The organism is Streptomyces sp. NPDC060002 (assembly GCF_042737245.1).
Taxonomy (GTDB): Bacteria; Actinomycetota; Actinomycetes; order Streptomycetales; family Streptomycetaceae; genus Streptomyces.
On record NZ_JBHWUW010000020.1, the window covers coordinates 113403 to 135327 of the forward strand.

At 69.9% G+C, this 21925-nt stretch carries 14 protein-coding genes and 2 pseudogenes; 6 read left to right on the forward strand and 10 right to left on the reverse strand.

Going from position 1 to position 21925, the window contains the following annotated elements:
- Positions 1–45 precede the first annotated feature (45 nt).
- On the reverse strand, positions 46–3156 hold the full coding sequence (locus ACFWBD_RS19700; protein WP_385668090.1) for an SNF2-related protein: 3111 nt from the start codon (positions 3154–3156) through the stop codon (positions 46–48).
- 236 nt (positions 3157–3392) lie between these two features.
- Positions 3393–4793 (reverse strand): serine/threonine-protein kinase, encoded by a 1401-nt coding sequence (locus ACFWBD_RS19705; protein ID WP_385668092.1) that lies wholly within the window; start codon positions 4791–4793, stop codon positions 3393–3395.
- A 211-nt stretch (positions 4794–5004) separates the two neighbouring features.
- On the opposite strand from ACFWBD_RS19705, the gene ACFWBD_RS19710 reads away from it, so the two are divergent.
- The 3 genes and pseudogenes from ACFWBD_RS19710 to ACFWBD_RS19720 form a co-directional block, all read left to right on the forward strand.
- Positions 5005–6603, forward strand: a complete 1599-nt coding sequence (locus tag ACFWBD_RS19710; protein WP_385668094.1) for a CBS domain-containing protein — start codon at positions 5005–5007, stop codon at positions 6601–6603.
- Positions 6604–6780: 177 nt separating this feature from the next.
- Positions 6781–10020, forward strand: coding sequence for an AAA domain-containing protein (locus ACFWBD_RS19715; RefSeq protein ID WP_385668096.1), 3240 nt, complete (start codon positions 6781–6783; stop codon positions 10018–10020).
- 4 nt (positions 10021–10024) lie between these two features.
- Positions 10025–10108: pseudogene (locus ACFWBD_RS19720) on the forward strand (toxin-antitoxin system HicB family antitoxin); the annotation flags it as partial.
- A 333-nt stretch (positions 10109–10441) separates the two neighbouring features.
- On the opposite strand, the gene ACFWBD_RS19725 reads toward ACFWBD_RS19720, so the two are convergent.
- The 5 genes from ACFWBD_RS19725 to ACFWBD_RS19745 all read right to left on the reverse strand — a co-directional run bounded on the left by ACFWBD_RS19725 (position 10442) and on the right by ACFWBD_RS19745 (position 15608).
- Positions 10442–11782: an NtaA/DmoA family FMN-dependent monooxygenase gene (locus tag ACFWBD_RS19725; RefSeq protein ID WP_385668098.1), complete on the reverse strand. Its 1341-nt coding sequence runs from the start codon at positions 11780–11782 to the stop codon at positions 10442–10444.
- A 163-nt stretch (positions 11783–11945) separates the two neighbouring features.
- Positions 11946–12686 carry an NADPH-dependent F420 reductase gene (locus ACFWBD_RS19730; RefSeq protein WP_385668100.1) on the reverse strand — a complete coding sequence of 247 codons (741 nt, stop codon included), beginning with the start codon at positions 12684–12686 and terminating at the stop codon, positions 11946–11948.
- 107 nt (positions 12687–12793) lie between these two features.
- A complete protein-coding gene (locus tag ACFWBD_RS19735) occupies positions 12794–13387 on the reverse strand; it encodes a TetR/AcrR family transcriptional regulator (RefSeq protein ID WP_385668102.1) in 594 nt (197 codons plus the stop codon).
- Between the two features lie 246 nt (positions 13388–13633).
- The gene (locus tag ACFWBD_RS19740; RefSeq protein ID WP_385668104.1) at positions 13634–14509 is read right to left on the reverse strand and encodes a helix-turn-helix transcriptional regulator; all 876 of its coding nucleotides are present in this window, start codon (positions 14507–14509) and stop codon (positions 13634–13636) included.
- Positions 14510–14858: 349 nt separating this feature from the next.
- The gene (locus tag ACFWBD_RS19745) at positions 14859–15608 is read right to left on the reverse strand and encodes an SDR family oxidoreductase (RefSeq protein ID WP_385668106.1); all 750 of its coding nucleotides are present in this window, start codon (positions 15606–15608) and stop codon (positions 14859–14861) included.
- 480 nt (positions 15609–16088) lie between these two features.
- On the opposite strand from ACFWBD_RS19745, the gene ACFWBD_RS19750 reads away from it, so the two are divergent.
- On the forward strand, positions 16089–16481 hold the full coding sequence (locus ACFWBD_RS19750; protein WP_385668108.1) for a hypothetical protein: 393 nt from the start codon (positions 16089–16091) through the stop codon (positions 16479–16481).
- Between the two features lie 5 nt (positions 16482–16486).
- On the forward strand, positions 16487–17155 hold the full coding sequence (locus tag ACFWBD_RS19755; RefSeq protein WP_385668110.1) for a nucleotidyl transferase AbiEii/AbiGii toxin family protein: 669 nt from the start codon (positions 16487–16489) through the stop codon (positions 17153–17155).
- Positions 17156–17559: 404 nt separating this feature from the next.
- Here the strand turns inward: ACFWBD_RS19755 and ACFWBD_RS19760 are convergent, their stop codons facing one another.
- The 3 genes and pseudogenes from ACFWBD_RS19760 to ACFWBD_RS19770 all read right to left on the reverse strand — a co-directional run.
- Positions 17560–18894, reverse strand: a complete 1335-nt coding sequence (locus ACFWBD_RS19760; RefSeq protein WP_385668112.1) for a hypothetical protein — start codon at positions 18892–18894, stop codon at positions 17560–17562.
- Positions 18895–19375: 481 nt separating this feature from the next.
- On the reverse strand, positions 19376–20002 hold the full coding sequence (locus ACFWBD_RS19765) for a TetR/AcrR family transcriptional regulator (RefSeq protein ID WP_385668114.1): 627 nt from the start codon (positions 20000–20002) through the stop codon (positions 19376–19378).
- Positions 20003–20140: 138 nt separating this feature from the next.
- A pseudogene (locus tag ACFWBD_RS19770) lies at positions 20141–20293 on the reverse strand (Asp-tRNA(Asn)/Glu-tRNA(Gln) amidotransferase GatCAB subunit A); the annotation flags it as partial.
- A 1206-nt stretch (positions 20294–21499) separates the two neighbouring features.
- Between ACFWBD_RS19770 and ACFWBD_RS19775 the strand changes: the two are divergent.
- The gene (locus ACFWBD_RS19775; protein ID WP_385668116.1) at positions 21500–21880 is read left to right on the forward strand and encodes a hypothetical protein; all 381 of its coding nucleotides are present in this window, start codon (positions 21500–21502) and stop codon (positions 21878–21880) included.
- Positions 21881–21925 lie beyond the last annotated feature (45 nt).

Below are 21925 nucleotides of genomic sequence, written 5' to 3' on the forward strand. Positions count from 1 at the left end.
CTTGCTGCTCCTGCCGGATCGCGTCGGTCGTGGAACGGAAAGTGGTCATGAGCTGGGCTCCAGGACCGCCAGCACCCGCACCATCGGGTCGCCGGTCGTACGGAGCCGGGACGCTGCCTCTTCGAGGTTCTCGGCAACGCGCTCGCGGGCGGTGCGGCCGCCGCTGAAGCCGGGAAGCGGCTGCTCGCGCCAGCGGCCGACCCGCTGCTCGTACTCCTTCAGCGGGCGGTCGATGAGGTCCTCCACGTCGGCGCGCCGCCGGTCCATCTCGCGGCGGGTGGCCGCCACGGCCGCGGGCACGTGCTGCCGGAGCGCGGCGGGGTTGCCGTCGGCGAAGTGGTCCGGCATGTCCGGGCCCAGCCCCAGCTCGGCGAGGAGGGTGCGGGTCAGTTCCCTCACCCGGGGCTCCTCTCCGGGACGGCCCAGCCGGTCGACGGCCAGCCACGCGACGACCGTCGGCCGGCCGTCCTTGTTGGACCACACCCCCTGGGTGAGGAACACCGGATCGGGCACCTCGGTGCGGTCCACCTGGATCACCGGTGCCTGCTGGCGGCCCAGCTGGACGAGGACCTTGTCGGTGATCCACTCCATGACGGGGTGCAGTTCGCCGACGTAGTGGGCGTCCGGCCACAGTGAGGACGAGTCCGCGTCCTCACGGGCCCGCTTCAGGGAGTCGGCCGCGTCCCTTTTGCTGAAAGTGAGCTTCATCCGCTTGGTGATGCCCTGGTCGCGCAGGTAACCGGCGGGGAGCACGTCGAGCCGGTCGGCGAGGTCCTCCGGGGTGTCGAAGCTGAGGTCGGTGCCGTGCACGGTGGTGTCCAGCCGGAAGGGCTCCAGGTCCGCCAGTTCGTCGAGGCCGGCGAGAACGTAGTCACGGCGGTCCGTGAACAGGCGCAGCTCGTCGACGAAGTGGAGCGGAGCCAGGGCGTCCCTCGCGCCCGGGGCTTCCTGCGCGGGTGTCTCCACCGACGGGTCGGCGGTCTCCGGGGCGTCGTCATCGAAGTCGAAGCCCGCTTCGCCGTCGTAGTCCATGCCGAAGCCGAAGCCGGCGTCGTCGAACGGATCGCCGTCCGCGCCGAACTCGGCGTTCAGCTGCTGCGCGAGCGGCAGGTCCGCCGGGGCGGCGCCGTCGTCGCCCAGTGGAACGGCCTCCAGGTCTTCCACGGCCTGCTGCGGCGCCTCCCCCTTGAGGAGCGCCTCCATGACACGCTTCTCTTCCAGGGCGCCGTCGTTCTCCTTCGTCGCCGCTTCGACGGCGCCGAGGATGGCGTGCACCTTCTCCTCGCGGGCGAGGACCTTCTCGGCGATGTCGGTGTCGTCGAGCGCGCCTTCGACAGCCGATTCGAGGATCATCGCGCGGAACTCGGGCCGCTCGGTCTGCCCGTACCGGTCGATGCGGCCGTTGCGCTGCTCGACCCTGATCAGGCTCCAGGGCAGGTCCCAGTGGATCAGGTGGTGGCACTGGCGGTGCAGGTTGACGCCCTCGGAGGCGCCGTCGCCGGTGAGCAGCAGCCGTACGTCACCGCCCGCGCGGGCGAACTCGTCCACGTACTCCATCTGCACCCGGTCCGAGACACCGGTGCTGTGCAGCACCTTGACCGCGGCCTTGGCGTCGTCCTTCTTCTTCCAGCCCAGCAGTGGGGGGAGCACCTCGCCGAGCCAGTCGAGGGTCTCGCGGCGCTCCGAGAAGACGACCGCCCGGGGCACGTTGCCCGCCCCCACGCCGATACGGCGCAGCTCCTTGACCAGACCCGCGAGCTTGGAGGTGACGGTCAGCCCGCTCTCCCCGCCGGCCGCGCGGTCGATGGCACGGGCGAGCTCCATGAGACGCAGCAGGGAGGCGGCCTCGGGCGTGCGGATCTCGACGTCGGCCGGAGGCGCGTCGATGATCTTGTGTCCGTCAGGGAGGCGGTGTCCCGTCTTGGCGAGTCTCTGGCGGACGGTGACGAACAGGGCGCGGTGGGAGGAGAGGAACGACTTGAGCAGGACGTACGGGAACAGGCGGTCGTCCGTACCGGCGTTCTGCTGCGGCTGCTTCAGCCATTGCTCCGCGAGCTCCTTGAAGACCTCCTCCTCCAGCTCGTTCGCCGCGCAGCGCACGGGACGAGATTCCCCGCGCGGCGCCCAGTGGTCCTTCAGCTGCTTCGCGACCTCGGTACTGACCTTGGTGCGGCGCAGCATCAGGTGTTCCAGCTCGTCGGCCTTCGGGTTCCTGGGGTCCTTGACCGCCATGGGGTCGAGGAGGCGGATCAGCCCTGTGAAGGCGGGCATGTCGCCGTTGTGCGGGGTCGCGCTCGCCAGCACGAGGGCGTCCGTGCGCTCCGCCAGCAGATCGGCGAGTTCGCGACGCTGGCTGCCCATGTTGATCAGGTTGTGGGACTCGTCGATGACGACCGCGTCCCAGTGGATGGGCTCCAGCCACGGACGGTAGCGCTTCTGGTTCTTGAGGGTGTCCATGGAGATGATCACGCGCTTGAAGTACGTGAACGGATTACGTCCCGCCGGGATCTTCCGCTCGATCCGCGCGATGCCCGCGCTGTCGAGCCGCACCAGCGGCAGGGAGAAACGCGTCCACAGTTCGTGCTGGAACTGTTCGAGCACGGGAGCGGGCGTGACGACGAGGATGCGTTCACCCCGGCCGCGCCGGATCAGCTCACTGAGCAGCACCCCGATCTCCAGGGTCTTGCCCAGGCCCACGACGTCACCGATCAGCAGACGTGGCCGCAGCGGATTGGCCAGCGCCTTCTGGGCGGGCCGCAGCTGGTAGTCCATACGGTCGAGGAGGAACCCGTCGGCGAGGGCCAGGCGGCGTTCGGTCTGCGGCAGCGGGGTCTTGCGCAGCACGGCCTCCAGGAACAGGCGGCTGCGCCGGAAGTGCGGCGACCGGTCGCCGAGGAGGTCGGTGTCCTCGGGGCGCAGAACGCGCGGCCGGTCCATCGTGGGCACGAGGAACCGGGCCTCCTGGCCGCGTACCAGGTCGGAGGCGCCCACCGCCTCGATCAGGAACTCGCCGGCCCGCACCTCCCTGCTGCTGCGGACCATCCACTCCTCGTCCCGCACCTCGATCATCGTGCCGGCGGGCGGAGCCCCCTCGGATACCGCCGTGGCCCGAGGGGCGGGGCGGGCCTCGGTACTGCCGGGCACTGCGTCGGACATGGCGTGCGGTTCCTTTCGGGTCGTACAGGAGTGCGCTACGGCGACGAAGCCGGTGCGGTGACTGATGCCGCAGGTGGCACGGGCACGGGTTACCCCGAAGCCTAGGCTCCGGTGAGGTGGGGCGGGACCTCTTGAAAAACGGCGACCGTGGAGTACACGGGACCGGGCAGGAGGGCGAAGCGGGCTTGCGACGGCGTGCACCGCGCCCTTGACGCTCCGTCCTACCCCCTCACGGGCTACAGGTCCCGGCTGTGCGCATACGCCCGCCGCAGGCGCTCCGCGACACGCAGGGCGCCCCGGGGCGGGGCCGGCGGCGGGACGGGAGGCGGCGGCCCCTCCGCCTGCCGCGGGGGCTGAAGGGGGTAGCTGGTGGCGGGAGTCGGTTTCGGCTCCGCCTGCGGCGTGGCATCGGCGGGCTCGGGCGGCGGGGCCGGTTCCGCGGGCTGCGCCTCGGGGGCGTCGACCACCGTCGGTGTGTAGCCCCCCGGTACGGCTGCCTCGGCGGCTGCGTCCTCCGCCCTCTCGATCTCGTCGGTGTCGACGATGCCGAAGAAACCGGCGCCACCGTCCGAGAGGTCGTTGGCGGCGCCCTCACCCCACGGAGCGTCCGGTGCGGCGCCCTCGTCGACCGCCTTCTGGGCCAGGTCCCGCACGGCCGGATCGGCGTGATCGGCGAGGGCCCCCTGGGGCAGCTCGGGGACCAGACCGCACGTGCCCACCAGCGTCCTGAGCTGCTCCGTCGCCAGCTCGGGCGTCAGGTCCGCTTCGGCGAGCAGGGTGAGCAGACTCGTCTCGACGGCGTCGAGCTTCGGGCGCTGCCCCGGCGCGGCGACGAGTATCTGGGCGAGCAGCGGAAGGAACGTCGTGTCGATCCCGTCCCACTTGGGAGATGACGGCAGCGGGACGTCCGGATACGGCGGCCTCCCCGTCAGCGCGAAGAACAGGGTGGCGCCGAGCGCGTACACATCAGCGGGTTCCTTGACGTGCTTGGTGTCCCGGAGCTGTTCCAGGGGCATGTAGGGGCGGGTGCCCATGCGGTCACCGGTCTTGGTGAGCGCCTGGCTGGACTGCCGCTCGACCAGGACCGCGAGGCCGAAGTCCAGCACCACGGGCCCGTCCGGCCCCAGGACGACGTTGCTCGGCTTGAGGTCGCGGTGCAGCAACCCCGTGCCGTGGATCGCGCGGAGGGCGTCGACGAGGGCCAGGCCGAGCGCGGCATAGGGACCGACGGCGAAGGTGCCGGACTTCTTCACCATGGTGTGCAGGTCGGGGCCTGCGATGTAGTCCATGGCGAACCAGGGCTCGCCGGCCTCCGGGTCCGCCGCGACCAGTGCCGGAACCCGGTCGCTGACGACGGCCCGTACGGCGTCGATCTCCATGGCGAACCGCTCGCGGGCCTGAGCCTGGTCCAGCAGATGCGGCTGGATCATCTTGACCACGGCGAGCCCGGACTCGGCGGCGTCCGCGCCCTCGTCGGGCTCGACCAGGTGATACGCCGCGGCCAGCTCGTCCGGGAGGCCTGCCAGGGGAATCCTGCGGGCCAGGTAGGCGACGCCCATGCCACCCGCCCCGAGCCGCGCCAGAAGCTCGAACGGTCCGACCACAGGCGGATCGGTATCGCTGTCCAGTGGCTTCATCGGCGCTCTCGTACCCCCACGCTCACGTCACGGCTCCCGCCCCGGCCGTGCTGCTGTTGATCAGTTTATGGCGTTGCGCCACGCGACAGGAGGTGACCGGAACATCAGCAGCAGCGATTTTCAAATCCCTTACTCAGCAAGCCAGTTGACTACTTGCTGCGATAGGGTCACGCTACGCGATCATGCGTGTGTTCATACGGGGAGGGGCGGAATGCGGGCCTGGGTGGTACGGGCGGGAGCGAACGGGGAGCGGGAGCAGGCGGCCCTGGAAGAGGGCATGCTGCTGGCCGGGTGGGTCGAACTGGGGGATCTGACCGGCACCGCGACACGGGACGACATCAAGGCGGCGGTGGCCGCCGCCTACGCCGACGAGGGCCCGTACACGGTCGGGAACTGGACCGGCCAGCTCTACCGCTTCGTCCATGAGATCCAGCCCGGGGACTTCGTCGTACTCCCCCTGAAGTCATGGAAGGTGGCCGTCGGCCGCGTGGCGGGCGACTACGAACACCGCGCGGACGCCCCCGAGGGACTGCGTCACGTCCGGCGGGTGGAGTGGCTCGTCAAGGACGTCGACAGGCAGTCGATCCAGTCCGACCTCCAGAACAGCATGGGCTCGCTGCTGACCGTCTTCGAACTCAGCAGGTTCGGAGCGGCGGAGCGCATAGCCGCCTTGGCCGAGGGCAAGCCCGACCCGGGCCGCCCCGACGCCGACGAGTTCGCCGCCGGCCTGACCGAGCCCACCAAGCTGTACGAGGAGGTGCGCCGCCGTGCCTCCGACGAACCGCTCACTCTGTCCATCCGGGACTTCCTCGCCGTCTGGGGCGTTCAGCGCCGGTATCCGGCCGCCGTCGAGCAGATCAGGAACGACCTCGACGAGCGAGGTCTGGTGACCGTGCCGCCCTTCACGGAGGGCAGCATCGACAGCAAGATCGCGGTACTGGCGGGCGGCGCCGAGCCCGACGAGGCGGGAACCAGCGCGGTGACCCGGCTCACGACGAGCACCACGGCCGCGTCGCACCTGTTGGGCGATGCGTACGACGCCGTGAAGCGCCTCGTCGACCGGGACGGCGGAGAAGCCGAGACGCAGGCCGTCGCGTACCGCGTGAGCAACCTCGAATCCGCGAACCGCATGCCCGAGTCGGTGAGGGTCGGCGACAGCCTCAACACCGCCATGACGATCATGGTGTTGCGCGGCTACAGCCAGCTCCCCGTCCTCGACGCGGACGGGCGGCTGCAGGGCGTCGTCAGCTGGGAGTCGATCGGACGCGCCCACATGGCCGATCCCCGGGCGAACCTCGAAGCCGCCACGGTCAGGGGACAGGAGGCGGACCGGTCGGACGACCTGCTCGACTGGATCGGTACCGTCCAGCAGTCCGGATATGTCCTCGTGCGCGACCATGACCACAAGGTCTGCGGCCTGGTCACCGCCTCCGACCTGACCGTCCAGTTCGGCACCCGCGTGCGCCCGTTCGTCCTCGTCGAGGAGATCGAGCAGCGTCTGCGGCGCGTGGTCGACCGGTGCATCCCGCTCGACCGCATCCGTGCGACGGTCCCCCCAAGGCGTGCCTCCCAGGTGAACTCGGCCGCCAATCTCACGTTCGGGGCGTACAAGCACCTGTTCCTGGTTCCCGAGAACTGGGCCGCCCTGGGCTGGGCCATCGACCAGGAGCACTTCCTGGCCGCACTGGAGGAATGCCGACAGTTCCGCAACGGCCTGATGCACTTCAGCCCGGATCCCGTCACCGAGGACCAGTTGCTGCCGGCCCAGGGACTGCTTGAGCTACTGCGCTCCATGGATCCCCATAACTGACACCAGGGTCGACAGGTTCGACAACTCGAACGCGGGACGATTCTGCGTCGGGCTCCTCCGGGACCGGAGAGCTGGGCGGTCTTCGGCGCGGAACCTGCTGGGGGACGAGAGTGGGGGCGACGACGGGTGGGGTGGCGTGAGGAGATCGCTACGGCCCTGGGCGAACTGTTGGCGATCATGGGGGGTACGGGTAAACGGCCGCGCTGGCAGCGGGTCGGGCGCGCAGTCCGCACCGGGGAGGACGGCTGGTACGCAGTCGACCTGCGCGGCTCGGACATCGGGCCGGACCAGCTGGACGGTCTGCGACTCGCGGGGCCGGAGGCGGACGGCATCGAGACGAACGGCTTCTCCGTCTCGGAAACGGTGCAGAACGGCTCCCTGCTCACCCTGAAGGTCGCCGAGTTCGCCGACGTCACGGACGCCTGTCTGTGGATGCTCAAGCAACCGCCGACTTTCCTCGTCGAGGCTCTGCGCGACGGCATCGCGGGGCTGGGCGAGGCTCCGCTGGCGAGCGCCCTGGCCGGCGGCTCCATCGGCGGTCCGTCCTCGTCGGATCCGAACCCCCCGGGGTTCCACCCCGCACAGGCCGATGCCTACCGCACCTGCCTCGGCGAGGGCGTGCATCTCGTATGGGGCCCGCCGGGCACCGGCAAGACGACCGTGTTGAAGCGCGCCATCGGTGACCTGATCAGCCGTGGCGACCGGGTCCTGCTGGTCTCCGCCACGAACATAGCGGTGGACAACGCGCTGTTGGGTGTGGTGAAGGAGAACCGGCACGGCCCCGGTGACATCGTCCGCGTCGGCCCTCCGCAGCTGCGGGAGGTCGCCGACAACCCTGAGGTGTCGTTGCCGCTCATGGTTCGCGAGCGCCTGGCCGAAACGGCTGAGCGCCGAGGCGGGATCGAGGCCGCGCTGGTGGACATCCGGACCCGCGCGGCGGAATTGACGGCACTGGACGCTTCTCTCGTGCGCTTTGATCCGGCCGGGTACTACGACGCGCTGAAAATCCTCCGCACGCCCGGGCAGGACGCGGCCTCGCTGCGTGCCCGGGTGGCGACGGCAGCGGCCCTCGTGGAGGAGGCAGTGGCTGTACGGGAGGCGGCAGAGAGGGCAGCGGTGGCGGCGCAGCGGCGCAGGGATGCCGCGGAGGAGTCACGCCGGAAGTGGACCGAGGTCGACACTCTCCGAAAGGAACAGTCACGCGTCCTCAGGGCGGCCGATCGCAAAGAAGCCGATGCCCTCATGGCCGAGAACTATCTCCGCGATCTGCAGGACGATTTGCGGCAACTCGACGCCAAGGGGGCCGTAGCACGTTGGCGCACCCGTGAGGAGCGGCAGGAGCTCCGCGAGCAACTGGCCATCACGGAGGAGGACGTAGTCCGGGAACACCGTGCGGCACGGGCCGCGCGCACCACCGCGAACGCTCACGTCACCGCACTGGAGAAGAAGCTGACGGAGCTGATGGCCGGTATCGCCCACACCCCGCGGCAGATCACCTCCTTGGAACAGGCACTCGCCTCGGCGCAGTCCGCCTACCGGTCGGCGCTGGAGCTCGTGGCCAACCATCGCAAGGAGGTCACCGAACTGGAACAGGCTGTGGCCCGCTCCCAGGAGGCGACGGCGCTCACCGCCCTCGCCGAGCGGCAGGACTGGCCGGCCCGCCACGCACGCGCCGATCGTCTACGCCCGCAGGTGACCGCCGACACCGCCCGCCGGTCAACGCTTGAGGAGGAGTTCCAGCAGGTCCAGGAGGAGTACGAACGCCTTGCCCGCAATGCCCAGGGCGAGATCATCAAGAGCGCCCGGCTGGTCGCGACAACTCTCGCCCGGTTCCGCACCAACAAGGCGGTCTTCGAGGGACCGTACGACGTCGTCCTCGTCGACGAGGCGGGCGCGGCAACGCTTCCCGAGGTGATCCTCGCGACGGCGAAGGCGATCCGCACTGCCGTTCTGCTCGGTGATTTCATGCAGCTCGGCCCGGTCATCGAAGAGCAGCTCAAGGATCTCGACCGCCCCGACGTCAAGCGCTGGCTGCTCCCGGACGTCTTCCAGCACTGCGGCATCCGGGACCCGGGAGACGCCCAACGGCATCCGGCCTGCGTCACCCTCACCGAGCAGCACCGCTTCGGTCCGGCGGTGATGCGGCTGGCCAACGCGCTCGCGTACGGAGGGATCTTGCGAGGTGGCAAACAGACCGCGGCACCGAGACCACCCGACGATCCCGAAATCGTCATCGTCGACACCGACGGACTGCACGAACTGGCCAGGCCCCATCTGACGGGCCGCCGCAGCGGCTGGTGGCCGGCCGGGTCACTCATCGCCAGGGCGCTCGTGGAGTACCACCGCGGAAAGGGCGAGGAGACGGGCATCGTCACGCCCTACGGCGCCCAGGCGGAGGCGACCCTGGAGGCGCTGCTGGACGTCGAGAGCGACGGCGGCCCGCTGGCGGAGGTGGGCACGGCGCACCGCTTCCAGGGCCGGGAGTTCCCGGTCGTCGTCTTCGACACGGTCGAGGGCGCCGACGGCAAGGACCTGTGGATGTCGCTGGCGCACCGGGAGCCGGGTGCCTCGGACTGGGCGCGGAACGGCGTGCGACTGTTCAACGTCGCGGCCACCCGCGTCCAGACCCGCCTCTACGTCATCGGCAGCTGGGAGCGCATCCAGGCCGCCAAGGACGGCAGGGTCTTCACGCACCTGGCCGGGCTGGTCAACACCCCTGGCGTACGGCGGCTGCGAGCCAGCCACCTGATCACCCCACCGCACGAGGATCAACGGGCCCTCGGCGGTTTCGGCTCCGCCCTCTCCGACGTGCTGGCCCGGCATGTCGAAGTAACAGGCATCGACGACGAGACGACCTTCTTCAGTACGTTCGACAACGAGATCCGCAAGGCCCGGGCTTCTCTATGGCTGTGGGCGCCATGGGTGGCGAACCGGGTACGAGGCATCCTGCCGCTCCTGCGCGACGCGGCCGAACGCGGCGTGCGGGTCAGTGTGTTCATCCGCGACGACACCGACCAGCTCCAAGGCCGCCCGGACAATCAGAGCCTCATCGCGGACCTACGGTCCGTCGTCGACACCGTCACCCTGGTGAACGTCATGCATCAGAAGATCGCGGTGATCGACGAGCAGACGGTGATGATCGGCAGCCTCAATACGCTTTCGCAGAGCTGGACCCGCGAAGTCATGCTGACGATGCGCGGCGGCCACTTCGCCCGCAAGCTCCTGGAGCACGAGCACGCCGAGCTGTTCACCCGCCCCCCGAAGTGCGCCCGCTGCGGCGGCACGAGCATCGAACTGCGCCGCCGAACGAACGGCACCTGGTTCTGGCGCTGCTACGACAACGTCTGCAAGACGGGGGCGAACGGCAGGAGCAACGCCTGGAACAAGGACATCCGGTTGGGCGGTGGCAGGCGTTGAGCGTATGGCGAAGACCCAGCTGAACGTACGCGTCGACGAGGGCACGGCCCGGGCCGCGCGCGAGTGCGCCACGGCCCGCGGCATGACTGGCCGACCGCACCTTCCGACCGGGCCCGTTCCCCGTCCGTCGGCTCCGCCCTGTGCGAGACGGGCCTCCGCTTGACGAAGCGGAGCCTGCCTCCGGGACATCGACTGATCACGGTCGGGCGGGATCGGATCTCCAAGCTGCCTACGATGCCGACCAGGACAGGAGCCAAGAAGTCAGTAGGTAGGAAAGGGGTCAGCAACGGGGGCGAAGGGCGGACACCGGCACCGTCGCGACGCGGCGCCGGCCGCCCCGCCAGCCAGGAACTCACCTGCCGGCCGCGAACCTGTCCCATGTCCGCTCACGAGGCACCCTCTCCGACCATTCCGGTGGTGGTCATGACCGGGCCGGCTTCGTGAGGCGCGGGTCGAGGCCGTACTGCTCATGGGCGCCGAGGTTCTCGCGCAGGGTGGGGCCTTCGCAGTCGTCGTGGAACAGGCCGCGTTCCTGCAGGATCGGGACGACCTGGTCGACGAAGGCGTCGAAGCCGTCGTGGTAGCTGTCGATGGCGATCGAGAAGCCGTCGCAGGCCCCTGCCTGGAACCACTGCTGCATGTGGTCGGCCACGTCGGCGGCGGTGCCGGCGACCACCGGGTGGTAGTCGATGACTCCGTGGGCGAGCACGTCGCGCAGGGTCCAGCCTTCCCGGGCCACTTCGAGGGCGCGGGCGGAGCGTGGGTCGTGCGGGCCGGGTACGGCGTCGGCGAGCTGGTCCGCGGTCAGGGGCTCGTCCAGCTGGGCGGGGTCGAGCGGGAGGCCGATCATGGCACCGAGGTAGCGGACGCGTTGGTTCAGGTCGACGACCTCGTCCAGGAAGCGGCGCCGTTCCAGGGCGGCCTGTCGGGAGGAGGCGATGGTCGGCATGAAGCCGGCGAGCATCTTCACCTCGTCCGGGTCGCGTCCGGCGTGCCCTGCGGCGTCCCGCAGTGCCTGGCGCTGGGCCCGGGCGTCCTCGACGGTGTACGGGTTGGCGTAGACGCCGCTGGCGTAACGTCCCGCGAGTTCCAGGCCGTAACTGCCGCCGCCTGCCTGGAAGATGACCGGCTGGCCCTGCTCGGACGGGGGGATGGGCAGCGGGCCGCGGGAGGCAGCGTGCTTGCCCTGCAGGTTGACCGGCCGGATCTTGTCCATGTCGGCGAACCGCTTGCCGTCGATATCGAGAAGCCAGGCGTCTTTCTCCCAGCTGCCCCACAGCCCCTGCACGATCTGGATGACCTCGTGGGCACGCTCGTACTTCTCCGCGCGCGGCGGGATCGTCGCGCCGAAGTTGGCCGCGGCGGCGGGGTCGGAGGTGGTCACCGCGTTCCAGCCGGCCCGGCCGTGGCTGATCACGTCCAGGGCCTTGAACTGGCGAGCGAGATTGTAGGGCTCGGTGAACGTGGTGGAGGCGGTGGTGACCAGGCCGATCCGCTCGGTCTCGCGCGCGAGGACGGTCAGGATCAGCAGCGGGTCGATCATGTGGTGCGGGGCATGGTGGTCGAGGTCGACGTCCAGGACCGGGGTGTCCGCGATGAACAGCAGCTGGATCTTGCCGCGCTCGGCGGCCTGCGCGTACCGTACGAACTGGTCCATGTCCGTGTAGCTGTTCAGGTTCGCACCCGGCAGCCGCCAGGCCCCCGGTGCGGCCCCGTATCCGCCGCTGAACTGCATTCCCAGGACCATCTGCCGGCTTGTCACGGTTGCTTCTCCAGAGGCTTGCGGATGCTCGCAGGCAGCGGCGTGCCGAAGCTGCAGTCCGCAGCGCGGGGGACCGTGCGCTCTTCGTGTTCGTCTTCGTTCGTGGCGGGCCGGCGGTGCCGCTCTCGTGTCCGTTGCGTGCACGAGTGCCGCGTCGGGTGTCTCAGCGGTGGGCGGCGCGGTTCATCTCGACGACGTCGTCGACGGTGGGGTTGGCCGGGAGGGCGGCGAAGCGTTCCGGCAAGCTGTCGCGGATGCGGGCGTCCTTGACGCGGTCGGCCGCGGCCAGGGCCGCGGGCAGCTCGTCGAGGGTCAGTTCGGTGCAGTAGGCGGGGCTGTTCGGCTGCTGGCGCCAGGAGTCGGCCAGTGTGCCGGCGTCGTAGGGGTCGAAGCCGGTGTCGTCCACCAGGCTCATGGCCACCTTCCGCGCCTCCTCGGAGTCGCCGGCGACGGGGATGGCGAGGCGGCCGGGCGTTCCGGCCGGGACGCCCTTGGTCCGCTGGGTTTCGGCCAGCGCGGCGTTCCACGCCTTGACCACGGGGCGGCCGAGCAGCTCGGCCGTGTACACGCTCTCCACCTGGCCGTTGTCCACCGCCTCGATCGGCTCGCTGAGCACGCCGGGGTAGTAGTTCGAGGTGTCGATGACCACCGTCTCCTCGGGCACCGACGCGAACAGGTCCACCAGCTGGCCCGCCACCCCGAACGGGATCGACAGGACGATGACGTCCCGGCCCTGGACGGCGGCGTCGGAGAGGTCCGCCGCGCGGGCCCCGGACTCCAGCACCTCCGCCCGGACGGCCTCGGGGCCGCGGGCGTCGGCCACCTGGACGTCGTGACCCGCCGCGCTGAGCTTTGCAGCGAGGTTCCCGCCGATGGCACCGGCGCCAATGACAGTAATTTTCATGATTTGTCCCTTGCTAGGTTGTGCCGCCCCTGAGGGCAGCACGATGTGATGGATGGGTGGTGGTGCCGCCTGGTGTCGCGGGGGGGCGGAGCGGGGTGCCTGGCGATTTACGCCTGGGTGTCCTGCTGGCGGTAGCCGCTCGCGATGAGTGTGCGGAGCCGGTCGAGCGACTCCTCCTCGGTACCGGTGCCCTTGATCCAGGCGATGGAGCAGGCCGCGAGGAACAGGTCGTTCCCCCGCACCGACGCGCGCACATGCCCCGCGCGCTGCGCTGCTCGCACGTACTGGTCGGTGGCGGTGATGAGGATGTCGCAGGGAATGGTGAGCGGGTTGTCCGGCTCCTGCGCCCGGGCCGCGGCCATGAGCGGGTCCGGCAACCCGCTGAAGGCGCTGAAGTACTCCTCCATCGCCCGCAGCCACTGCTCCAGCGCCTCGGCCGGGTCACCGAGTCGCTCGATGTCCGCCTGGCGGGCCACCAGCTCCTCGGAGCGCGTCTGCAGCACGGCCGCCAGCAGCGCCTCCCGGGTGGGGAAGTGCCGGTACAGGGTGCCGGGCCCTACGCCCGCCTCCTTGGCCACCGCTTCGAGGGAGGTGCCGACCCCGTGCTGCAGGAAGTGACGCTGCGCGGTCTCCAGGAGGGCCGCGCGGTTGCGCTGGACGTCCGCGCGGGGCTTGCGTCCCCGCTGTTCACCGGCGCTCATGCGCCCTCCTGCCTGCCGTGATCCTGCTGCCGCATCAAAACGGATGCTGCCTCCGTACGCATTCGAGAGTAAAGCGGAGGCAGCGTCCGGTCAAATGGGCGGCCTGAGCGCGGAGCCCGGACAGCGCAGGGGGCCGACATATTTGGCCGTAGCGCGCAGAGCAAAAGCCGTGCGGGCTGCACCATTCCAGGGTGCCCATGGCCGGCCCACCCCGCGCCGAGCCCGGCCCGGTCCCGGTCCAGGACGTCAGGGGGTGAGCTGCTGGTGCCCTATGACGGAGAGCAGTTCGAGTTTGCTGTGGCTCTCCGTGCCGGGGCGAGTGGTCAGCACCACCAGGGTCTGGGCGCGGTTCTCGGTGTACAGGAGCTGGGCGTCGACGTCGATGCGGCCGAGTTCGGGATGGAGGATGGTCTTGCAGTCGTCGTAGCTCTGTGCGACTTCCTGAAGTTCCCACATGCGGACGAACTCGGGGCTGTGTTCCTGGAGTTCGGCGAGGATCCGGGCGGCTCGGGGGGTGTCGCTGCCGGCTGTCAGCGCGGCCCGCAGGCGCGCTGCATGGGCGCGGCCGTGGTGTTCGTGGACCTCCTCGGGATACACCAGACGCTCGGCCGGGTCCATGAACCAGCGGTAGTAGCCGCTACGGGCCAGACCGGTGATGGGGGTCCCCCCGCTCGAACGAAGTCGAGAGCGAGGAAAGGTCTGGTCGCCGAGCAGCGCGACGGCCAGCGGGTTCATCGCGAGGGTGTCGAGCAGGTCGGTCTGCACCAGGGCCGGGGTGTCGTCCAGGCGGTCCAGGACCCGCATCAACGTCGGGCTGACATGCTCCGAGCGCAGGAAACGGGCCGGGGCGTTGTGGCCGATGAGGACGAAGAGATGGTCGCGTTCGTCCAGCGTCAGCCGCAGTGCCCGGGCGAGAGCCGTGGTGACCTGGACGGAGGGCTGCGGAGCACGCTGCTGTTCCAGCCGGGCGTAGTAGTCGGTGGACATGCCGGCGAGCTGGGCGACCTCCTCGCGGCGCAGCCCCTGCGTACGCCTGCGCGGACCCTCGACCAGCCCGACGTCGCGGGGCCGCAACATCTCACGCCGGTGCCGCAGAAATTCCGCCAGTTCCTTCTTGTCCATGCCACCCATCCTCGCCGCATCCCACCCTGCTATCCAGAGACCGCCGGTCCATGGCTGAGCAGTCCTCTCCCACCCGCGCGAAGCCGCTCGTACGGCCGACGCGAGGGCGCGCAGCGAGACGACCCGATGATCACCTGCCCCTGCATGACCCGCTGGGAAATTCACCGGCTGTCGGCGGTACGCCGCAGGCCGTCGGCATGGAAGACGGCCTGCGGCGACGGTCCCCGTCGAGGACGCCTGACGCTTTGGACGAACCCCGAACCTCGTCGCCCGGCCTGGCCTACACGACGAGGTTCGCCGTGTGACGGCGCTCGCGTGCTGTTGCTTCCCGTCGGAAATAACAGGTCGGTCAGCTGTTGGTGATCATGGCGAGGACGTCGTCGTAGGAGCCGTTGGCCTGCGCGTCGCGGATGAACCTGGCGCGCTCGACGACAATCTCCTTCGCGTCGGGCTTCTCACGCAACAGGCCGAGAGCCTCGGTGAGGAAGTCGTCCAACGGCATGGCGTGGTCGCTGTCCTCCTGGCCCAGCAGGGTCGTGCGCACGCCCGGCGGTACCACCTCGATCACCTGGACGCCGGCGTCAGCGCCGGCGAGCTGGATGCGCAGGCTCTCGGAGAAGGAGTGCAGCGCGGCCTTGGTCGCGCCGTAGGTCGGGGTGCTCTGATACGGGACGAACGCCAGCGCGGAGGTGACGTTCATGACGACCGCGTCGTCCTTGCCCACGAGCAGGGGCAGGAAGGCGTACGTCATCCGGATCGTGCCGAGCAGATTGGTCGCGACGTGATCCTCGGCGATCGGGAGTCCGGCCGGGTCGAGGAGGTTCTCCCGCAGCATGATGCCGGCGTTGTTGACCAGGACGTTCAGCCCCGGGTGGCTCGCCGCCACGGTCTCACGGGCCCGGGCGATCGAGTCGAGGTCCGCGACATCGAGGACGAGCGCGTCGATGCCCGGGTGCTCGGCCGTGATCTCGTCGAGAAGTTCCTTGCGCCGGCCGGCGACGATCACCTTGTTGCCGGCCTCGTGCAGACGCAGGGCCAGACCGAGGCCGATGCCCGAGGTGCCGCCGGTGATCAGGATCGTGTTGCCGGTCGTCTTCATGAGGGTCTTGCTCCTTCGGTACGGCGGGCCGGTGAGCGCCCGCAGCCTCGACCGTAGGGACGCCCGCGCAGGGGCGGGAGAGGACGGCTTATCCATGGATCGGCGGTCTCTGCCTGGTGGAGTGGTCCCACCCAACGGATCCGGTGTCGCTTCGGCGTCGCGGCATCCGAGGCCGGCCCTGGACGCGCCCACACTGGCTTCCCCTGCTGACACAGGGAACTGAACGGTCCAGCCGTCACGCGGTGCCGGAGTCGACCCGGTAGACGATCTTCCCAGAAAAGCCCTGGTCAGAGCCATTTTATCGACTCATCGCCCTTCATGCAGACACCCGGAGCGTCAAACGAGCGTCAAGGCCGAGAGTCCGTCCTGCCCAGCGCTGAGCAGACTGCAGCAACCAGTTCACCGGGGATCCGCCCCCGCTCCGGACGTCAGCTCGCACATCATGCCCCTCGCAACGTCTCCGGCCGCCATAATGGAGTCATGCCCTCCAGCACACAGCACCCCGCACCCGCCCCGAGGGACATCTCGGGCGCGGACGCCGAGGACCTCGCGCTGTACCGGGAGAAGTTCCGCGGCCGTCTGCCGGAGTCGCTGGACGAGCTGCACGGACCGATCCACGGTGTCGTGGATCTGCCGCTGCACATGGCCTGGTCCGGGATGACCTCATACGACCTGGGCAAGCCGCGCCAGCGTATGGGCTTGTACCGCACCGTCCTGCACGAGGGCCTGCACGAAGACCTGCCCCGCTACCTCAACCAGGACCTGCTCCTCCAGCTGTGGCCGGTGCTGCGCACCCTCGTCGGCCGCACCGTGCGCGCCGTATGGGAAGACGCTTTCCCTCAGCTCGCCTCCCGTACCCGGGCAGCCGCGTGACGGACATGCCGGAGCTGCACACACGGCTCTTGGCGGATGTGATCGCGCTCGGTTCCCCGTACCCCCTGGTCCTCACCGGCGGGTACGCCGTACGGGCGCACCACCTCGTCAGCCGCCCGAGTCAGGACCTCGATGTCGCCACCGAGAACCCGGCACCCATGGCAGACATCGCGGCTGCGCTCCGCGCCGGCCTGGAAGCCCACGGCTGGAAGGTGCACGCGCTGGAGACCGCTCCGCTGTCCGCCCGCTTCACCGTGACCGACCCGGCCACCGGGCAGGAATGCGAAGTCGACATCCTCAAGGAGATCTTCTGGCGGCCGGTCGCCCAGAGCCCGTACGGGCCCGTCCTCGCGGAGGAAGACGTGATCGGGACCAAGGTCCGCGCCCTCGCCGACCGCGGAGCGCCCCGCGACCTGATCGACGTGTTCGCTGCCTCCCGCCGCTGGACCAATGCCGAGCTCGAGGAGTTCGGCCGCCGCCATGCCCGCGGCCGCTTCGAGCGCGAGGATCTGCAGGCGAACCTCACGGGCGCCGAGTGGACCGACGACGAAGCCTTCGCCGCCTACGGGATCGATGACGCCACCATCACCGCTCTCCGCGCCTGGGCTGTGGAGTGGGCCGACAACCTCGCGACCCGCCTCCTCGAAGAGTCCGACGATCCGCACATCGACTGATCGCATCCGGACCGGATCAGAGACTCAAACGATTCGAGCAAAGCCGAGAATGAGCAGGTGGGAAGCACTCAGTCGCGAGCTGGTCGCGCCAATTACACCCGGCGAACTGCCGCCCCCTCGGTACGGGTGATGAACTGAGCTCATTCCTCGTGCGTCCCTATGGATCCAGCCTCCAGGGCCTCGGCCGGAGGGAAGTCGGCGCGAACAGGGCAGCGCGCGCCGATACGTATCGCCCGGACGACGGTCAGCCGGACGGGCCCGTCAAAGGACGGCCCCAGCGCAGAACTGTATCCGCCTGCCCTCGAGACCGCATGGCCCAGAATGTAACTCGCCATGGCTGGACGGTTACCGGCAAGGCGACCGGCCGCCCGGACACACGGGCGGCCGGACTGGCGTCCTCACTGTCACAGGCTTGGCACCACGCACTGGTGCAGCACCGGTTCCAGGCGCAATTGGGTGTTGTCACTGTCGAGAACCTGCAGGGTGTCGAGGCAGTTCACGATCCACCGCGCCTCGTCCTCGTCCTCGTCCTCGATCTTGAGCGCCACAGCGGTCACCGCGCCCTCCAAATCGAACGGGCTGTTGAACTCGTCATCGAGGGCCCGGTATCCAGCGGCAAGCAGCGGGTCCGCGTACTCGCCGGTCGCCTCGGCGAAGGTGCGAGCCTCGGCGCGGTCCGTGCGGAGTCCTGCCAAGCGGCGCAACACCTCGTCGGGGTCGCCCAGTTCGCCGTGCAGGCTGTGGGCCCGGTCGACCAGGAGCGGCCAGCCGCCGGTGAGGTCCTGGAGACGGTCCAGGCGGTCCTCCGTGTGGAACATGTTGACACGCTGGGCCCAGCCGCGCAGGCTGCGGCGGTCATGACGGCGCAGCACCACCGGGGCGGCCGAGGTGGGTTCGGTTCCGGTCAGCAGGGCGTGCCACAAGGCTAGTTGGGTGGGGTCGGTGACAAGCACGACCGCGCGGGTGACCCCCGGGGTGGCCGGCAGCAGCGCCTCGGCCTGGTCGACGGCGTCCCGGCAAGCCTCCGGCCGCACCGAATCTCGGTAGTTGACGAAGTCACTGATGACGACACGTCGTTCGCGGGGCCTTCCGCCGACGAGCTCCTGCTTGTAGACGCTGGGCCTGCCGACGGGCGGCAGCGTCCAGCCGTCGATCGGTCCGGCGATCGTACGCAAGGTGTGGGCGACGTCCTTGACTCCGGTGGCGGAGGTGCCGAAGACGACTCTGGTCCGGTTGGACCGCTCGCCCAGAAGGTCGTCGAGCTGGGTGTTGGTCAGCGGAGCCGGCCGGCCGTCGGGCAGCTCGAGGCGGCCCTCCTGCACGATGCTCTCCTGGAGTTCACAGTCGTGTTCGGCCCTGAGCAGACGAGCCTCCACCTCGTGGGAGGTACCGATCATGCGCAGGGCCTTGGGGCCGCGCAGGTGCCAGCCCAGGCCGTCGTGGTTTGGCGCGAGGATGCCGAGGCCGACCATCTCGGAGAAGCCGGTGCCGAGGGATGCGTCGTCGGCGAGGGGCAGATCGACCGGGTCCAGTTCCTCTTCCGGCTCCGATGGCGCGGGCCGCGTGGATGTCCATCCGCGTCCAGCCGGGGCCAGGGGATCTCCGGGTGTTTCCGCAGCACCGGGATGATGGGAACGCCACACGCCGCCGCCCTCGAAGGCGTCGTCGACAGTGATCCGGGAGCCGTTCTCGAACAGGCCCTGGTCGCTGTCGCCTTGGACGACATCTGCGAGCGCCACGTTCGCCCTGCACACTGCCGCGGCGTACCCCACTCCCCTGAGAAGTTCCGTGGCCCCAGGGAACCGGCGAAGCCTCGGTCCGACCGCTGTGTACACGGTGATCGGAGCGGTGAGGCCTTAAGCCGCCTCGCCGGGGTGGCCGCGCGCGTTCCACCGCTGCCGCGAGGGACCTGAGGTCATCGCCGCCCAGCGGCCCGGTGTCCCGCCAGCAGTCTGCGAGGGAGGTCCGGGTCATGGCGTAGTGACCCCATGTGCGCAAGGCAGCACTGGAGTTGAGCACGCCCCGCACCGTGCCAAGGAGGCCGAGCAGCCCCGGCCGCAGGTCGTAGGGTCCTTCGTGCGAACGGAGCGTCAAACGGGCGTCACGCCCCAGGGCTATGTCCTGGGGTCGGTCATTGCTGGGGATTTCAGGACCCCTGCCAGTACAGCCGGCCTTTGGCCTCCACGGCCCAGCGGCCAGACCGCCCGACGAGCGAAGTGGTCAGCTGTCGGGTTTCTTCGAGCGCCACGGGGCGGCGGCCTGGGTGGGGCGAGCGCCGGCCTCGATCTGCAGGGCGTACACGGCGTTCGTCACGAGCTCGCGCGCGTATGCCGCGTCCAGTCGGCCAGGGCGGAAGAGGATGCGGTACATGATCGGCGCCACGACACGGTCGATCAGCAGTTCCGTCTCGGGTACCGGCTCCCCCCGCTGCACCGCACGGGCCAACACGGCGTCGATCTGCTCTGCGGCATACGCCGAACACTGACCGGCATTGGTGCCGTCGGGGTCGCCGAGCAGGGCGTCCCGGATGTAGGCACGCCCGGGCGGCGAGGCCATCTCGTCGAGGAACTGTTCCGCCCACGCGTCGAGATCGGCCCGCAGGCTTCCGAGATCGGCCGGATCCGTTTCCGGGCGCAGTCGTTCGACGGCCACGTCGGACAGGAGTTCCTGCAGGTCGCCCCAACGACGGTAGATCGTGGAGGGGGTCACGCCCGCCCGAGTGGCCACCATCGGGACTGTGAGCGCGTCGCGGCCCACCTCCCCTACGAGTTCACGTACCGCCGCATGGACGGACTCCTGTACGCGTGCGCTGCGCCCGCCGGGGCGGGCCATGGGCCTGGGACTCATGACCTCCACCTTAATGCGAATTTGTTGCTTCTAGCCGATGGCCGGCGTCGGCGACCCGCAGGGCTACGTATCCGGGTGCCCGAGCACGGCGGACGCCCCTGCGGCGACGCAACCGCATGTCGGCTGGAACGCCCTCCCTCAGGCAGCGAGGGGAGCAAGGCGCCCCGCGCCGGCCACCGACTCCTCGTAGACCCGGCCCACACGGAGCACCGTCGCGTCGTGGAAGGGGCGCGCCATCAGCTGCATACCGATCGGCAGTCCGGCGCGGTCGTGACCGACCGGCAGGGTGAGGGCCGGGAGGCTTCGACCAGCGACAGCTCAAACGGTTGCACCGGCGTTCTCCTGCCCGGCTCGGCAGGAGGACGCGGGAGGGGTCTCGCCGAAATCGAGCTCGCGCAACGTGCTGATCACGGAGTGGATGTAGTTGGCCGTCATGGCCACTTCTTCATGTCGGCCGTCCCCGAGGGGGAGCCTCGCCCGCAGCGCCCCTCGGGCTGCCTCTTGAGGGGTGAGTTCGCCGGTCATGGCTTCCTTCCGGATCTGTGCGGCGCGACCGGCCGGGGCTTGTAGAGGACCTCCGACCACCGTAAACGCGAATCATTTGCTTTAGTCGATCGCAGGACCTACGGTGCCTTAAAGCAAACCAATCGCTTTTAGTGCGGGAAGGAGCCTCATGCAGAGCGTCCCCGCGGGCCTCACGCCTCCCCGCACCTCCCCATCCGGACGCCTGCCGTTCGCATTGCACACCTCGATCCTCATCGCGCTGCTCGCCGCATCCAGCGCGCCGACCCCGCTGTACCCCCACTACCAGGCTCAGTGGCAGTTGTCGGCCCTCGACATCACGGTGGTCTCCAGCGCCTACGCTCTGGCACTCCTGATCGCACCGCTGACGACCGGAGGTCGCCTTCATAGCACTGTTCGCGACGGCCGACGGCCCGACCACCCTGATCGGCGCCCGCGTGCTGCAGGGCATCGCGACCGGCGCGGCGACCAGCGCAGCAGGTGCGGCTCTCCTCGACCTGGACGACCCCGCCCGGCCGGGGCGCCCCGCTCTGGCCAACAGCATCGCGCCGGTGACGGGCATGGCGGCCGGCGTCCTGGCAGCCACCCTCATGGTGCGCTTCGCCCCCGTTCCGGCGATCACGGTGTACGCGGCCCTGATCGCCGTGTTCGCCGCGCAGGCCATCGCCCTGGTCTCGACGTCCGAGACCGTCCGCCGCCGTCCCGGAGCACTGCGCTCGACGCGGCCCCACCTGGCGCTGCCGTCGGCGGCCGCCCACGCTCTCCTGCTCAACGGCGCCGGCGTCGTCGCCGTCTGGGCACTCGGCGGCTTCTACTCGTCCCTGGGGCCGGGCTTCACACGGCTCATCTCCTCCGACGGACCCGAATACGCCGGCTGCCTGGTCTTCTTCACACTGACGGCCGTCGCCGCCCCGACGGTGTACTTCACGCGCAGGATGCGTCCCGACGTCTCCGCTTCCTCTTGGGAGCTGCGCGGTGATTCCGGCAGCCGTCCTGACCCTGGGTGCCCTCAATCTCCCCGTACCTGTCTTCACCGGGGCGGCGCCGGCCGGGTTCGGCTTCGGAGTTGTCTCCCAGGGTGCGCTGCGCGCGGTCGTCGACTCGGTACCGGCCCGGGAGAAGAGCGGCACACTCGCCTCCTATTACGTACTCAGCTACTTGGCGATGAGTCTGCCCGCCATCGGCGCCGGCGCCCTCACCGCCGGCTTCGGACCGCGTGCGGCAGCACTGGCCCATGCCGGCTGCGTGGCCGTACTGGCGACCGTCGCAGTCTCGACGCTGACCGCGCCGCCGCGCAGTCGGCGCCGGACACCGTCTGCGGACGACGCCCACTCCCGCCCGGCAACGAGCAACTAGACATCCGCCTCACCGGACACACCCGCCCCGGACATCTCCGTCCTC

Excerpts from the sequence above, each read along its gene's own strand:
- ACFWBD_RS19700 (WP_385668090.1), bottom strand. The coding sequence starts at position 3,156 with ATGTCCGACGCAGTGCCCGGCAGTACCGAGGCCCGCCCCGCCCCTCGG.
- ACFWBD_RS19705 (WP_385668092.1), bottom strand. The coding sequence starts at position 4,793 with ATGAAGCCACTGGACAGCGATACCGATCCGCCTGTGGTCGGACCGTTC.
- ACFWBD_RS19710 (WP_385668094.1), top strand. The coding sequence starts at position 5,005 with ATGCGGGCCTGGGTGGTACGGGCGGGAGCGAACGGGGAGCGGGAGCAG.
- ACFWBD_RS19715 (WP_385668096.1), top strand. The coding sequence starts at position 6,781 with ATGGGGGGTACGGGTAAACGGCCGCGCTGGCAGCGGGTCGGGCGCGCA.
- ACFWBD_RS19730 (WP_385668100.1), bottom strand. The coding sequence starts at position 12,686 with ATGAAAATTACTGTCATTGGCGCCGGTGCCATCGGCGGGAACCTCGCT.
- ACFWBD_RS19735 (WP_385668102.1), bottom strand. The coding sequence starts at position 13,387 with ATGAGCGCCGGTGAACAGCGGGGACGCAAGCCCCGCGCGGACGTCCAG.
- ACFWBD_RS19740 (WP_385668104.1), bottom strand. The coding sequence starts at position 14,509 with ATGGACAAGAAGGAACTGGCGGAATTTCTGCGGCACCGGCGTGAGATG.
- ACFWBD_RS19745 (WP_385668106.1), bottom strand. The coding sequence starts at position 15,608 with ATGAAGACGACCGGCAACACGATCCTGATCACCGGCGGCACCTCGGGC.
- ACFWBD_RS19750 (WP_385668108.1), top strand. The coding sequence starts at position 16,089 with ATGCCCTCCAGCACACAGCACCCCGCACCCGCCCCGAGGGACATCTCG.
- ACFWBD_RS19755 (WP_385668110.1), top strand. The coding sequence starts at position 16,487 with ATGCCGGAGCTGCACACACGGCTCTTGGCGGATGTGATCGCGCTCGGT.
- ACFWBD_RS19765 (WP_385668114.1), bottom strand. The coding sequence starts at position 20,002 with ATGAGTCCCAGGCCCATGGCCCGCCCCGGCGGGCGCAGCGCACGCGTA.